At 68.7% G+C, this 13,588-nt stretch carries 12 protein-coding genes and 1 pseudogene; 5 read left to right on the top strand and 8 right to left on the bottom strand.

Annotation, left to right across the window (positions count from 1 at the left end; all coding sequences use genetic code 11):
• The first annotated feature begins 592 nt into the window (after positions 1 to 592).
• On the top strand, positions 593 to 979 hold the full coding sequence (locus tag CFB40_RS21655; RefSeq protein ID WP_089428031.1) for a GtrA family protein: 387 nt from the start codon (positions 593 to 595) through the stop codon (positions 977 to 979).
• Positions 980 to 1,007: 28 nt separating this feature from the next.
• On the opposite strand, the gene CFB40_RS21650 is transcribed toward CFB40_RS21655, so the two are convergent.
• Both CFB40_RS21650 and CFB40_RS21645 read right to left on the bottom strand, forming a co-directional pair.
• Positions 1,008 to 2,489 (bottom strand): sigma-54 dependent transcriptional regulator, encoded by a 1,482-nt coding sequence (locus CFB40_RS21650; protein ID WP_089432348.1) that lies wholly within the window; start codon positions 2,487 to 2,489, stop codon positions 1,008 to 1,010.
• A 450-nt stretch (positions 2,490 to 2,939) separates the two neighbouring features.
• Positions 2,940 to 3,857, bottom strand: a complete 918-nt coding sequence (locus CFB40_RS21645; protein WP_089429151.1) for a metal-dependent hydrolase — start codon at positions 3,855 to 3,857, stop codon at positions 2,940 to 2,942.
• A 581-nt stretch (positions 3,858 to 4,438) separates the two neighbouring features.
• Between CFB40_RS21645 and CFB40_RS21640 the strand changes: the two genes are divergently transcribed.
• Positions 4,439 to 4,780 carry an FKBP-type peptidyl-prolyl cis-trans isomerase gene (locus CFB40_RS21640; protein ID WP_011355854.1) on the top strand — a complete coding sequence of 114 codons (342 nt, stop codon included), beginning with the start codon at positions 4,439 to 4,441 and terminating at the stop codon, positions 4,778 to 4,780.
• Positions 4,781 to 4,815: 35 nt separating this feature from the next.
• Positions 4,816 to 5,589: an AraC family transcriptional regulator gene (locus tag CFB40_RS21635; protein WP_089432347.1), complete on the top strand. Its 774-nt coding sequence runs from the start codon at positions 4,816 to 4,818 to the stop codon at positions 5,587 to 5,589.
• A gap of 61 nt (positions 5,590 to 5,650) precedes the next feature.
• Here the strand turns inward: CFB40_RS21635 and CFB40_RS21630 are convergent, their stop codons facing one another.
• Positions 5,651 to 6,094: a GNAT family N-acetyltransferase gene (locus tag CFB40_RS21630; protein ID WP_089432346.1), complete on the bottom strand. Its 444-nt coding sequence runs from the start codon at positions 6,092 to 6,094 to the stop codon at positions 5,651 to 5,653.
• Between the two features lie 104 nt (positions 6,095 to 6,198).
• On the opposite strand from CFB40_RS21630, the pseudogene CFB40_RS21625 reads away from it, so the two are divergent.
• Positions 6,199 to 6,606 (top strand): annotated as a pseudogene (locus CFB40_RS21625) (MFS transporter); the annotation flags it as partial.
• 27 nt (positions 6,607 to 6,633) lie between these two features.
• Here the strand turns inward: CFB40_RS21625 and CFB40_RS21620 are convergent.
• Positions 6,634 to 7,086 (bottom strand): winged helix-turn-helix transcriptional regulator, encoded by a 453-nt coding sequence (locus CFB40_RS21620; RefSeq protein ID WP_179255297.1) that lies wholly within the window; start codon positions 7,084 to 7,086, stop codon positions 6,634 to 6,636.
• Positions 7,087 to 7,240: 154 nt separating this feature from the next.
• Here CFB40_RS21620 and CFB40_RS21615 point away from each other — a divergent pair, with 154 nt between their 5' ends.
• On the top strand, positions 7,241 to 8,476 hold the full coding sequence (locus tag CFB40_RS21615) for an MFS transporter (protein ID WP_089432344.1): 1,236 nt from the start codon (positions 7,241 to 7,243) through the stop codon (positions 8,474 to 8,476).
• Between the two features lie 134 nt (positions 8,477 to 8,610).
• On the opposite strand, the gene CFB40_RS21610 is transcribed toward CFB40_RS21615, so the two are convergent.
• Genes CFB40_RS21610 through CFB40_RS21595 form a run of 4 tightly spaced genes read right to left on the bottom strand, consistent with a single transcriptional unit; the run spans position 8,611 to position 13,583 of the window.
• Positions 8,611 to 9,777 carry a glycosyltransferase family 4 protein gene (locus tag CFB40_RS21610; protein ID WP_046549987.1) on the bottom strand — a complete coding sequence of 389 codons (1,167 nt, stop codon included), beginning with the start codon at positions 9,775 to 9,777 and terminating at the stop codon, positions 8,611 to 8,613.
• Entirely contained in the window at positions 9,777 to 10,961 is a 1,185-nt protein-coding gene (locus CFB40_RS21605) for a glycosyltransferase family 4 protein (protein ID WP_089428037.1), read from the bottom strand. Before CFB40_RS21605 ends, CFB40_RS21610 begins: the two co-directional genes overlap by 1 nt.
• Entirely contained in the window at positions 10,958 to 12,424 is a 1,467-nt protein-coding gene (locus CFB40_RS21600; RefSeq protein WP_089428038.1) for a glucose-6-phosphate isomerase, read from the bottom strand. Before CFB40_RS21600 ends, CFB40_RS21605 begins: the two co-directional genes overlap by 4 nt.
• Positions 12,425 to 12,434: 10 nt before the next feature.
• The gene (locus CFB40_RS21595) at positions 12,435 to 13,583 is read right to left on the bottom strand and encodes a glycosyltransferase family 4 protein (protein WP_089432343.1); all 1,149 of its coding nucleotides are present in this window, start codon (positions 13,581 to 13,583) and stop codon (positions 12,435 to 12,437) included.
• Positions 13,584 to 13,588: the final 5 nt, after the last annotated feature.

The following is a 13,588-nucleotide window of genomic DNA, read 5'->3' as shown; positions in this document are numbered from 1 at the left end:
CGGACTCGACCGGTGCCCCGACGATCAGGCGACGACACTCCGTGCTCGCCGGAACGCAGCTGTCGTGCCGCGCGCCGTCGCCGCATCCCCGCGGACTGTGTCCTGGCCGGTACTGACAGGGTTCGCTGCCGAACCGGACGGACCGTGCATCGTCGACTTTCGCACGCCCACTGTCGCAAGGAGCGGGCCAGCGTCGCGCGAGCCCGTCCGGACAAGGGGTTGACCGGGCAGCGTGGTGGCCGGAACGGGTGCGAAAGGCGGGAAGTTACGAAACTGAAACACGCGGCGCGCGGACTGCAGCTGGCTGCGTCGCAGCCCTGCCTTGCCGGATAAGGCTGAACAATGCAGCGCGACATTTTTACCGACGGGTGCCGGCCGTTCACCCCGATTTCCCGCGCCAATTTGCGTGACCGTCGAGGCGAAAATGTTTCATGCGCTTTACATGGCGCAGGCGGCACGGGAGCCGCAGGTTGTCCGCGCATCCATCGGCCGGCGGCATCGCTATACTGCGAAACCGGCGCGCGTCATGTTTGCGCCGGCGCCCTCACGACACCGCCCACACGCCGCCCCATCACCCGAACGACCGCACCCGATGATCCGCACCCTCTATACCGCCGAACGCGCCAGGCTGATTCGCTTCGGGGTGTCGGGCGTCGGTTCGACCGCGCTGCATGCGCTGATCGCGGCCGCGATGTTCGCGCTGTTCGACGCGACGCCGGTAAGCGCGAACGCGATCGCGTTCGCGTGCTCGACCGCGTTCTCGTATCTCGCCAACACGCTGTGGAGTTTTTCGTCGCCGGTGACGTGGGGCAACTTCGTGCGCTTTCTCGCCGTCGCGCTGGCCGGCCTCGGCATGACGATGCTGCTGGCGCACGCCACCGAAACGCTCGGCCTCGCCCGCGCGTGGAGCATCGTCGCGGTCGTGCTGTGCGTGCCGCCGGTCACGTTCGTGCTGCACCGGCTCTGGACCTATCGCTGAAGCGGCTCACGCGTCACGCATGCGCCGCTCAGCCGACCCGCTGATGCCCCGCGTCGCCGGACGGCGCGCCGTCGTGCCCGCCGTTGTCGCCGTTCCCGCCGTTGTTGTCGTGATCGTTCAGCCCGTGCTCGATCATCATCCGGTAGAGCGTCACGCGTGAAATGCCGAGTTCGGCCGCGGCCTTGTTGATGCGGTGATCGTTGCGCAGCAGCGCATTCTCGATCGCGGTGCGCTCGGCGAGCGCCCGCGCCTGTTCGAGCGTCACGGGTTCGGTTTCGCCCGGCGTCTCGAGCCCGAGATCGTGCGGCGTCAGCAGCCGGCTTTCGGCCATCACGATCGCGCGCCGCACGCGGTTGATCAGCTCGCGCACGTTGCCCGGCCATTCATAGCGGCGCATCGCGTCGAGCGCGGCCGACGTGAAGCCGCTGATCTTGCGGCCGCTGTCGGACTTGAATTTCTGCAGCACGTAGTGCGCGAGGATGTCGATATCCTTGCCGCGTGCGCGCAGCGGCGGCTCGTGGATACGCAGCACGCACAGACGGTGATAAAGGTCCGCGCGGAAGCGCCCGGCCTCGACCGCGCCGTCGAGGTCGACGTGAGTGGCCGAGATGATCCGTACGTCGACCGGAATCGATTCCTGCCCGCCGAGCCGCTCGATCTTCCCTTCCTGCAGGAAGCGCAGCAGGCTCGCCTGGCTTTCGACCGGCATGTCGCCGATTTCGTCGAGAAACAGCGTGCCGCCGTTCGCCGATTCGATCCGGCCCGCGCGCCGCTGGTTCGCGCCGGTGAACGCGCCGCGCTCGTAGCCGAACAGTTCCGACTGCAGCAGGTGATGCGGAATCGCGCCGCAATTGATCGCGACGAACGGCCCCTTGCCGCGACCGGAGCGCTCGTGAATCGCGAGCGCCGTCAGCTCCTTGCCAGTGCCCGACTCGCCGGAGATGAACACGCTCGCGTCGGTCTTCGCGACCTTGCGGATCGTGCTGAACAGCTGCTGCATCGCCTCGCAGTTGCCGATCATCCCGTGTTCGCCGATCGACGCCGCGTAGGCCGCGCCATCGACGCGATCGAGCGCGGCCATCCCGCGCGCATGGCCGAGCACGTGCGAAATCCATTCGTAGGGCAACGGAAGGGTCACGTAATCGAAGCAATAGCTGCGGATCATTTCACGCACCGCGGGGCTGATCGTGATGCCGGCCTGCGCGATGGAAATCCAGCCGATCGACGGCTGGCTCAGGCACGCCTTCAGCGCGGGATAGTCGCGCGACGTGAACCCGGTGAAATCGACCAGACCAGCGGCGACGCTCACGCCGGAGGTCATGTTCTGCGCGGCGCCGGCCGTCTTCGCGACGGCGATTTCCCAGCCGAGCCCGCGCAGTTGCGCAAGCAACGGCTCATCGGGCGAGCGCATGATCACGAACAGCTTGCGTCCGTCCTCGGGCGCGGTGACGGACACATGCGACATCTCGGGCACCGCATGCCCGTTTGCGTCAGGTGACCTAGCAACCATCGTTGTTCCCCGCTTGGCGTTGGTATCGCGCCGGCTCGCCGTCACGCGCGACGGACCTCGATCGAACCGACATATTGGCCGCATTTCCGTCCGAATAAAATCCCCCCGTGCAGGAATCGCGCGTGAGGTGGACATTGTCATGAACGGTATATCGATGCGGCCGGTGCGCGGCTAGATGGGTGTTATCCCGGTGGCGTACGCGGCGGGACCCCTGAACGGGCGGCTGCGCGGCGCGCAAAGCCGCGCCGGTGCTGGCGCATGGCGTTCCCGGGCGATGCCGCGCACGCCGGATCGGCTCGCCCGCGCATGCGTGCACAACCGGTCGACGGGCCCGCAGGACGCCCGCGCAGCCGGTTCGAATTGATTTCGGTCAATCGTCAGAAGAAGACGGTTGATGCACGAACGCAACATGCGCGGCCCGATGCCGCGCCTGCCGGCGCAGCGGCGGTCTCAGCGGCCCGATGCGAGCGGCGCCGGCGCGTTGGCACGGCCACGGCCGGCCGGTGCGCCGCCCTGTTCGCCGTAGGCGGCGGCGAGCGCGTCGACCCGCGCCAGATGGTGGTGATTGTCGTGATCCCACGGATGGAAGCCCGGCCGGAAGAAGCTCAGCCATTCGCCGGCGATGCGCGGGAACAGCCCCCGGCGCGGCCCGTACAGGAACGCGATCATCCGCAGCATGCCGCGCACGTGATGGCCGGCGCCGCGATCGCGCCACAGCAGCGTCGCATGCATCAGGAATACGGTCGGCCAGAACGTCAGCGTCGTCAGCAGATACACGCCGATGCGGATCAGATAACGGCGCAGCCCCGGTTCCATCGCGGTGTTCCAGACGTCGAACGACACGGCCTTGTGCTCGGTTTCCTCGAGCGCGTGCCAGATCCACATCTGGCGGTAGCCCTCGACCGAGCCGTCGAGGCGCGTCGGGTCGCGCAGCAGCCAGTCGGCCAGCATCGCCGTGTAGTGCTCCGCCGCGACCGTGTGCGCGAGCTGCACCGAATGCGGCAGCTTGCGCTTCATGTAGCCGAGCACCGTCCAGACGCGCTTGTCGAGCTTGCGCGCAGGCAGGTGGTTCGCCTGCATCAGCTCGTTGTACTCGATGTGCTCGCGCGTGTGCATCGCTTCCTGGCCGATGAAGCCGAGCACCTGCTGCTTCAGCACGGGATCGTCGATCCGGTCACGGTAGTTGCGCACCGAATCCATGAAGAAACGCTCACCGGCCGGGAACAGCAGCGACAGCGCGTTGAAGAAATGGGTCACGTGCGACCCGAGGCCATGCCAGTCCTTCGCGCGTTCGACCGGCAGGTCGAAGCGCAGGTCGCGGCGCACCGGCATGATCCCGGCTGCGGTGGCGGAAGCGGCTGACTTCATGTTCATCGTTCTCCTGGTTCCGGAGCGGCCCGGCGCGTCGTCCGACGCAGCCGGCGCAGGCCCGGGCGGCGCGTCGCGCACCGCCAAAATCTTGACATCGACAGCTGTAAAGATAGGCCGCCCGCGGCGGCGCACGCAAGCCGCGCGGTAGATGCGCGCTTCCAAACAGGGCACGGTCGAAAAGGCGGAAAAAACGGCGCTCGAACAGCGTGCGGACCGGGCGGGATTCGAACGCGCGCGGTGGCTCGCGAGCGCTACGCGCCGCGCCGTGCCGTGTCACGTCGACGGCCTGAAAGCCTCGTGCGGCGGGCGTTCCACGGAAATCGGCGACGCAACGCGATACGCTGCGGCGCGCCCTGGTAGCACCGATTCATACACGCGTCGCACTCGCACGGTGCAACCGCGGTCGCGAGGCGCGCGAAAAATTCAAACGCGCGTTCCATTTGCGCTTCGGACGATCACGGCCACGGCGGCCCGGCGCCGCCCGCGACATACGTGCGAGCGGCCGACAGCCACGAGCGGCGGCCCGCTGCGCGCTCGCCTACAATAGCGGTTTTACCCATCCTTTTTCAGGAGAAGTCATGTCTGTCATCACGACCGAATCGGGCCTCAAATACGAAGACCTGACCGAAGGCACCGGCGACGTAGCACAAGCCGGCCAGACGGTCAGCGTCCACTACACGGGCTGGCTGACCGACGGTCAGAAATTCGACTCGAGCAAGGATCGCAACGACCCGTTCGCGTTCGTGCTCGGCGGCGGCATGGTCATCAAGGGCTGGGACGAAGGCGTGCAAGGCATGAAGGTCGGCGGCGTGCGTCGCCTGACGATCCCGCCGCAACTCGGCTACGGCCCGCGCGGCGCAGGCGGCGTGATTCCGCCGAATGCCACGCTCGTGTTCGAAGTCGAACTGCTCGACATCTGACACCGTACGCGAGCTGCCGACTGACGCCCTGCCCCATGGCACACCTTTCGTCCCCCACCCTCGCACTGCAACGCTACGACACGCTCGAAGCGTCGGACGTGCACGACTTTCACCAGATCGTGCTCGGCATCGACGGTGCGATGGTGATGGCGGTGGACGGCGTCAGCCAGCGGCTCGACCGGCACGGCGCGTGGCTGGTTCCGGCCGGCGCGCGCCACGATTACGCGGGCCTCGGCGAGAACCGCCAGCTCGTGCTCAATCTTCCCCTCGCGTCGCTCGCGGTGCCGCAGCGGCTGTTCGACAGCGCGCGCGCCGTGACGATCGATCCGGCACTGACGTCGCTGGTCGCGCAGATCGCGGCCGCCGCCGCGCAACTCGACGCCCCCGCCGACGACGCGCGGCACGCGGCCGCGCACCGTTTCCAGTGGCAGGCCGCCGCGCGGCTGTGTGGCGCGCTGCTCGACGAACGCGCCATCGCCGCGCCCGCCTCCGGCCTCGATTTCGCGCGCATCGATCGCTGGCTGCGCGCACGGCTCGAGGAGCCGCTGCGCATCGCCGATCTCGCCGCGCACTGCGGCTACGGGATGCGCCGCTTTCATCAACTGTTCGTCGACGCGTTCGGTGAAACGCCGCATCGCTACCTGCAGCGGCTCAGGCTCGACGCGGCCGTGATCCTGCTCGCGGACGGCCGGTATCCGCTCGTCGATATCGCCGGGAGGGTCGGCTTCGCGGATCAAAGCACGTTCACCCATGCGTTCACGAAGCGCTTCGGCGTGGCGCCGGGACGCTGGCGCGGCGAGCGGCATTGAACGGCCACGCGTCGCCGGTTGTTCCGCGATAGCGGCTACGCCGCGCGCTCGTGCGGTGGCATTACGGCCGGACGAGCTTCGACAACCGTTGTCCGTCCCGCATGAAGCCGTGCCGCGCGTAAAAGCGGTGCGCATCGAGCCGAAGGTCGCCGCTCGTCACCTCCAGTTTCACGCACCCCGTCGACTCGAACCAGATGTGCGCCGCCGCGATCAGCGCGCCGCCGACACCCTGCCCGCGACAGCCTTCGTCGACGACCAGGCTGGTGATACGCCCGAGATTGCCGTGCGCGTGAAATAGCGCAAGCGCATGCAGGCTGATGCAGCCCACCACGCTGCCCGCGACCGTCGCGACCAGGATGCGATCGACCGCGCTCGGCAGCAGGGCTGCCAGCTTGTCGCGGATCATCGCGGGGGGCGCATCGTAGCCCAGCTGGTGCATCAGTCTTGCGATGTCGGCGTGATCGGCGATCTGCGCGTCGCGCGTCATCAGGTTCGAGGAAGTCATCCGGATAGGCCTGTCGAAAGTTGATGTGTGCGGTGGCAGGCATGAGCCGCCGCAGTGCCATGTTAATCGCCGTGCACGGGCACGCATCGACGCTTCGCGTTCCGCCGATGCTGGCGGGTGCGCTCGTCGCCGCGCTCGGCTACGGGTCGCTGCATTTCATCGACGCGTCGACACCGCTGGCCGTCCTGCTCGTGCCGTTCCTGCTGATTCCGACCGGCATGGGCTTCGCGGTGCCGGCGATGACGACCGCCGTGCTCGCGTCGGTCGCGCCCGAACGGGCCGGCATCGCGTCGGCCGTGCTGAATACCGCGCGGCAGGCCGGCGGCGCGATCGGCGTGGCTGCGTTCGGCGCGCTCGCCGGCGGTGGCGGCGCGGCGCAGGTCGTGGACGGGTTGCGGATCGAAACGGCCGTGTCGGTCGCGCTGCTCATCACCGCCGCGCTGCTCGCGACGCGGGTGCGGCCCGATGCGCATCGCGGCGCGTCGTCCACGCGTCAGGTCGTCAGGTCGTGACGGCGGCCGATTGAACAACGGGTGCGGTCACGCGTCGCCGACCTTCCTCACGAACGTCTCGGCCGCCTTCAAAGACCGGCCGTCGTCATGCCGCAGCGCGAGCTTGCGGACCGCTCGCCCCGTGCTGCGGTCGACCAGCACCGAATGCGGCTCGCCGCGCGCGAACAGGTTCGCCTCGCCCCACTGCCGCAACATCACGATCACCGGAAACAGCCCTTCGCCCTTCTTGGTCAGCGCGTACTCCTGATACGCGCTACCGTCCGACGCCGGCACGACGTCGAACACGCCTGCGTCCACCAGCATCTTCAGCCGGTCGGACAGGATGTTGCTCGCAACGCCGAGGCTCGCGCGGAAATCGCCGAACCGACGCACGCCGTCGAACGCATCGCGCACGATCAGCAACGCCCAGCGATCGCCGACGATATCGGTCGCCCGCGCCACCGGGCACGGCGAATCCGCAAGACTTTTCTGCCTGGCCATGTTCCTCTCCGCAATCTTGCCGGCCGCCTTCGCGGCAACGCCGGTCATCCGTGCGCGGACCTCTCGCCCGCCGCACAACAGGTTGCATTTTAAAACTACTTTTCCTACACTCCACACCAGTTTCAATTTGCAACTACTTTGCACGAGGGAACCCATGGAGTCTTCCTGCCATTCCAGCACCGTTGCATCGAACGTGCCGACACGTGCCGCGCATCCGGCCGACGGTGGCCGCCTGTCCGCGGCGCGCGTCGCGTTGCTGGCCGTCTGCTGCGCGGCCAGTGTCGCAAACGTCTACTATGCGCAGCCGCTGCTCGATTCGATCGCGCGGGATTTCGGCGTGTCGCAGGCGGCCGTCGGCGGCGTCATCACCGCGACGCAGCTCGGCTGTGCGCTCGCGCTGCTGTTCGTCGTGCCGCTCGGCGACCTGCTGAACCGCAAGCGCCTGATCACCGCGCAGCTTCTGCTGCTGACGGCGGCCTGCATCGGTGTCGCCGCCTCGTCGACGCGCGTCGCGCTGCTGGCCGGAATGGTCGCGGTCGGGCTGCTCGGCACCGCGATGACGCAAGGGCTGATCGCGTGCTCGGCCGCGCTCGCGGGCGCCGGCGAACGCGGGCGCGTGGTGGGTGCCGCGCAGGGCGGCGTCGTGGTCGGGTTGCTGGCCGCGCGCTCGCTGGCGGGCGTCGTCACCGACATCGCGGGCTGGCGGGCCGTCTATCTGGTGTCGGGCGCGCTCGCGATCGCGATGCTCGTCGTGCTGTCGCGGCTATTGCCGGACGAGAACGGCCCGCGCGAGCGCATCGGCTACGCGGCGCTGCTGCGATCGATGGTGTCGCTGCTGCGCGATGAACGCGTGCTGCGCGTGCGTGGCGCGATCGCGCTGCTGATGTTCGCGGCCTTCAGCATCTTCTGGAGCGCGCTGGTGCTGCCGCTGAGCGCGCCGCCGCACGCGATGTCGCATACGCAGATCGGCGCGTTCGGCCTCGTCGGCGCACTGGGCGCGGCAGCGGCCGCCCGCGCCGGCCGGCTCGCGGATCGCGGGCGCGGCGAAGCGACGACCGGCGCCGCGCTCGCGCTACTCGCGTGCTCGTGGCTGCCGCTCGCGTTCGGCGCGACATCGATTGCATGGCTGATCGTCGGCATCGTGCTGCTCGATGTCGGCGGGCAGGCCGTCCACGTCGTCAACCAGAGCATGATTCTCGGCGCGCGGCCCGATGCGCATGCACGCCTCGTCGGCTGCTACATGCTGTTCTATTCGGCCGGCAGCGGGCTCGGCGCGATTGCGTCGACGATGATGTATGCACGCGCCGGATGGACGGGCGTCTGCGTGCTCGGCGCGGTCGTGAGCGTGGCGGCGCTCGGCGTGTGGGCCGCCACGCTCAGGCGCGCGTGACGCGTGCCGGCGCCGTGCATCGGAAGAAGAAGAAGGCCGGCCCGCCCGCTACGGGCGGTCGGCACGCGAACCGGCCACGCGCGCGCGCCGGTTCGGCTTTCGGTTCGACGCGCAGGTCGCGCGCCGCGGCACACTCAACCTGCCGCCTGGATCGCCTCTTCGTACACGCCGGCAACGCGCCGCGCGATCACCGCGTTGTCGAAATGATCCCGTGCATAGCGCTTGCACGCGGCCTCGTCGGGCAGCGTGATCGCGCCCGACAACGCCGCGCCGAGCCCTTCCGCGATCGCGTCCGCGCCCGTGGACGGCAGCACGAGATCGTCGGACAGCCCGGCCACCGCCTCCGGCAGCCCGCCCACCGGCGTGACCAGCACGGGCGTGCCGGACGCGAGCGATTCGACGGTGATCAGCCCGAAGCCTTCGAGCGCGACCGTCGGCACGACGCTGACCGTCGCCGCGCGGTACAGCGCCGCGAGATGGTTGTCGGGCACGAAGCCGAGCAGCTTCACGTTGTCCTGCAGCCCGGCGGCATCGATGCGCTGCTGCAGTTCCTCGCCGATCTTGCCCTTGCCGGCGATCAGCAGCAGCACGTCCGGGTGACGGTGCTTGAGGAGGCCGATCGCGTCGATCAGGTCCTCCAGCCCCATGCGCCGCACGAGCCGGCGCACGGCCAGCACGATCGGCCGGTCCTGCGGCAGTTGCAGCTTGTGCCGCGCCTCGGCCGGCGTGAGCGGCGTATCGAACTGCGCGGTATCGACGCAGCCGGGAATCACGCGCACGCGCGACGGATCGATCCCGTAGCGATTCGTCAGGATCTGGCCGAACGCCTGCGACAGCACGATCAGCCGCGACGAACGCGTATAGACCGCCTGTTCGAGATAGCGCTTCGCGCGCTGGCCGAGCGATGCGGCGCCCTCGACCTGGCTTTCGTCGGCCCACGGCCCCTGGAAATGCGACACCTGCGGAATCCCGCGCGTGACGTCGAGGCCCGGGAACGTGTACAGCGCGAAGTGCGACGAGATCACGTCCGGCCGCTCGCTGCGGATCTCCTCGCGCAACGCGCGCCGCGCGGCGAGCATCCGGCGTGCAAGCGACTCCGATGCGGGGCCGAAGCCCTGGATCGCGCCGTCCGTGTCGTCGGCGACCTTCGGCGAGCCGGCGACGAGCCCGCGCACCTCGACGCCCGCGCCCGGCAGCGCGCCGACGAGCGAGTAGTACATCCGGTCGAGGCCGCCCGCGCGCTCGGGGAACCAGTGCATGCCGATTTGCAACGATTTGATCGGCCGGGAAGATTGGGACATCACGTTTGCTCCTGCGTGACTGCATGCTCGGCCCGCTCGAAAGCGGACGGCTGCGTGGGTTGGCCGATGCGCCGGTAAAGCGCGACATACTGGGCGCCCATGTGCGCCCAGCCGAAACGGGTCATCAGTTCGCGGGCGGCTTCGCCCATCGTGCGACAGGTGTCGCGCGATGCCGCGAGCGAGCCGATCGCCTGCGCGAGCGCGGCCGGATCGTCCGGATCCTCCAGCACGATCCCGCATTCGCGCGTGATGATTTCCGCGCCGCCCGCCGTGCGCGCGGTGACGACCGGCAGCCCGGCCGCCATCGCCTCGAGCAGCGACAGGCTCATCGCTTCGTAGCGCGACGGGAACACGTACGCGTCGACCGAGCGCATCAGCGTCGGCATGTTTTTAACGAGGCCGAGGAAATGCACGCGCGAATCGATGCCGAGCGCGCGCGCCTCCTCCGGATACGGGCTGCCGGGCAAGTAGCCCGCCACCGCCAGGTGCACGTTCGCCGGCAGCTTCGTCAGCGCCTTCAGCACGGTGCCGAGGTTCTTGCGCGGCGTGCGCAGGTCGCCGACGAACAGCAGCAGGAACGCATCGTCCGGCAGCTTGAATGCCGCGCGGTCGGCCTGTGCGCCCGCGAACGCGCCGGCGTCGACACCGTTGTAGATCACGCTGATCTTGCGGCTGTCGATGCCGAGCCCGGCGATCTCGTCGGCCACCTTCTGCGAGACGGCCGTGATCGCGCGCGAACGCCGGTACGCCCAGCGCTCGAGCGTGGTGTTCACACGCGTATAGACGTACTGGTAGGCCGACCACAGCCCCTTCGTCGGCCCGAACGGATAGTACGGACTCTTGAACCAGCCGCCGTGCACGAAGTGCGCGGTATTGACGTCGGCCTTGATCCACGAAATGAAGCCGTTCACGTGCAGCACGTCGTACTCGCTGCGGTGCGATCGCAGCCAGGCCGCGCTCTTCAGCGCGAACACCTGCTGCTTGACGAGATTCGACGGCCAGAAGCCGCCGACCTTCACGGGCACCCAGCGCACGCGCGGGTCGGCCAGCAGCTCGGGCGCGACGTGCGACGCGACCAGCGTGACCTCGTAGTTCTCGGCCAGCGCCGCGCGCGCGATTTCGTAATTGACGCGGCCCTGCCCGTCGTTATGTCGCACGACGTGCGTGACGATCGCGATTCTCAATGGTCGCCTCCCCGTAAACGCGCGGCGGCCAGCAGGCGTTGTGCCTTTTGCCAGTGCGCCGCGGAAAGAATCGAAAAAATGGCTGTGAACATCAGCAGGCCGCCCGTGCCGATCAGCGAGTTCGTGAACACGAGCATCGCGAAGGTCGACAGGCACAGGCTCAGGCACGCGCCGACGAACTTGTCCTTGCGCAACTTGAACGCCGCGCGCAGCGTGCGGCCGAACAGCATCACGACGCCCGAGAGGTACAGCAGCGTGCCGGGCCAGCCGAGCACGAACGGCACGTTCATCACGCCGCTGTCGAAGCTGCCGTACTTGCCGAGCTCGCCGCTGTCGCTCGACAGCTTCGTGGATGCACCCGTCGCGCCCATCCCTTCGCCGGCGACGTCGGTGAACGCCGTCTGCGCGAAGGTGGCGTAGAACTTGTTGCGGTCGTCGTAGCTGCGGTCGTCCTTCAGGTTCGTGATCGACTGCAGGCGCGCGCCGAGACGGTCGGCCACCGGCCCGACGGTCAGCAGCGGCACGCACAGGCCGACCAGCACGACGCCGCTGATCAGGATCCGCATCCGCACGCGGTTGTTCGACTGCGCGAGCTGGATCGCGAGCGCGATCACCCAGCCGCCCCACGTCGAGCGCACGAGACACAGCGCGAACGACACGAAGCCGGCCGCCCCGGCGAACCAGCGGATCTTCTGCGGCGCGGCGAACACGAACACCAGCGCGCCCATGATCGCGAACGCGAACGGCCCCGACGAGTTCATCGTGCTGAACACGCGCACGCCGTACGGCACCGGCTCACCCTGCGAGCCCATGTCGGAGCCGATCATCCACAGCACGTCCCACTGCGGCATCACGAAGTACTGCACGACGCCGTACAGGCCCATCACGAGCATGCCCCACATGAACGTGGACAGCAGCACGTCGCGGTACTCGGGGTAGTCGCGCGCGTTGACCATGATGTGAAAGCCGATCAGCAGCGGGTACACCCAGTTCGCGAGGTCGTAGGTCGCGGCCATCACGCCGCTCGACACGATCCCGACGAGGTAGGCGTACGCGAGCCCGAACAGCATCAGCAGGATCGGGATCCCGCGCCGCTGCGCGAGCACGCGGTAATGCCGGATCAGCCCGAGGCCGGCGATCATCGTCACCGCGAGCGGCGCGACCTGGATCAGGCTCGTCGGCGTGAACGCGCCCTTCGACCAGTCGGCGAGACGCCGCACTTCCGGGCTCAGGAACCACACCCACCACATGAAGCCGACGTAGCGCGCCGGACTCTTGAAATACAGCCAGAGGCCGACCGCGATGGCCAGCACCGGAAACGCGAGCGTCAGCACCTTGCCCTGGTGAATGGCGATCAGCGCGGCCGTGAACGTCCACAGCCCGGCCTGCCCGACCCAGTGCCTCGGTTCGGGAAGCCAGTTGCGTTTGCGCGACGGTGCGCGTTCGGCGGCAATCGTACTCATCGATCCGCTCTCACCGCGACGACGGGCGCGAATCCGCGAGCGGCATCGCGAGGCCCGCGGCAGCCGGCGTCCGGCGCCGGCGCAGCATGTCGCGCGTGATCCGCACGTGCTGCTCGGCGAACGCCTGCGTGGTCAGGTCACGGTCGCGCAGGCACGCGGCGGCGGCCTGCGCGCAGGCGAGCGCCGCGACCGGATCGGCCACGAAGCGATCGGCGGCCTGGCGCATTGCCTGCGCGTCGAACGCCGGCACATAGGCGGCCGTATCGTGCGGGAAGTAGTCACTGAGCCCGCCGACATCCGACACGATCATCGGCTTGCCGACAGCGGCGGCCTCGAGCATCACCGTGATGCCCGACGCATGGAAGTTCGGCCGCAGCGGCACGACGATCACGTCGGCCCACGCGTACAGCTCGTGCTGTTTCGCGAGCCCCGACGCCGAGCCGATCTTCACGTTCGGCGCATGCCACTCGCGCGGCACGCGGCGGCGCGTCGCGAGCCGCACGTCATAACGCTCGTCGCCGCCGAACGCGGCGAGGAAGGTGCGCCAGTCGCGGTCGCGATCGTTGCCGATCGCCGCGATCCGCAGCGGCCGGTTCGGTTGCCATTGCCGCGGCTCGGTGATCGGGAAATCCTGCGTGTTCAGCCCGTAGTAGACGAACTCGGCGTCGCGGCCGAGATAGCGGCGGCACAGGTCGGCGTTGTCGCGGGCCAGCGTGGTCAGCGCGTCGGCGCGCGCGATCAGCTTGCGGTACAGCCAGCGGCGCGGACCGCCGAAGCTGTTCCACTTGTCGAACAGCCATACGCTCTGCGCGAGCAGCAGCGGGCGCTTGCCCTGCGCGCCGGCCAGCTTCAGGATCAGCGCAGCGGCCAGATGCTCCTGCTCCGTGTGCGTCCAGATCACGTCGGTGTTCAGCAGCGCGGCGCGGTTGCGCCACGCATGCACGACGTCGAAGCCGAGCGCCGCCTTCAGCGCGCGGCGCGCGAGGCTGGCGACGCGGTTCTCGCCGCCGTCCTGCGAATAGGTCAGCCGGAATTCGTCGGATTCGGCATGGTGATAGCCGTACAGGCAGCCGATGTTCTCGCCTTTCCGGTAAGTACGCGGATCGGCGCCGTAAAACAGGTGAACGTGGACGTTCGTGGCAGCTTTCGTTGCAGTCATGCGAG

The sequence above is a fragment of the Burkholderia sp. AU31652 genome (assembly GCF_002223155.1).
GTDB lineage: Bacteria > Pseudomonadota > Gammaproteobacteria > Burkholderiales > Burkholderiaceae > Burkholderia.
This window is presented reverse-complemented; position numbering and strand designations above follow the sequence as displayed.

Bases quoted from the DNA above. Each gene is read 5' to 3' on its own strand.
- CFB40_RS21655 (WP_089428031.1), top strand. From the start codon at position 593: ATGATCCGCACCCTCTATACCGCCGAACGCGCCAGGCTGATTCGCTTC.
- CFB40_RS21650 (WP_089432348.1), bottom strand. From the start codon at position 2,489: ATGGTTGCTAGGTCACCTGACGCAAACGGGCATGCGGTGCCCGAGATG.
- CFB40_RS21645 (WP_089429151.1), bottom strand. From the start codon at position 3,857: ATGAAGTCAGCCGCTTCCGCCACCGCAGCCGGGATCATGCCGGTGCGC.
- CFB40_RS21640 (WP_011355854.1), top strand. From the start codon at position 4,439: ATGTCTGTCATCACGACCGAATCGGGCCTCAAATACGAAGACCTGACC.
- CFB40_RS21635 (WP_089432347.1), top strand. From the start codon at position 4,816: ATGGCACACCTTTCGTCCCCCACCCTCGCACTGCAACGCTACGACACG.
- CFB40_RS21630 (WP_089432346.1), bottom strand. From the start codon at position 6,094: ATGACTTCCTCGAACCTGATGACGCGCGACGCGCAGATCGCCGATCAC.
- CFB40_RS21620 (WP_179255297.1), bottom strand. From the start codon at position 7,086: ATGGCCAGGCAGAAAAGTCTTGCGGATTCGCCGTGCCCGGTGGCGCGG.
- CFB40_RS21615 (WP_089432344.1), top strand. From the start codon at position 7,241: ATGGAGTCTTCCTGCCATTCCAGCACCGTTGCATCGAACGTGCCGACA.
- CFB40_RS21610 (WP_046549987.1), bottom strand. From the start codon at position 9,777: ATGTCCCAATCTTCCCGGCCGATCAAATCGTTGCAAATCGGCATGCAC.
- CFB40_RS21600 (WP_089428038.1), bottom strand. From the start codon at position 12,424: ATGAGTACGATTGCCGCCGAACGCGCACCGTCGCGCAAACGCAACTGG.
- CFB40_RS21595 (WP_089432343.1), bottom strand. From the start codon at position 13,583: ATGACTGCAACGAAAGCTGCCACGAACGTCCACGTTCACCTGTTTTAC.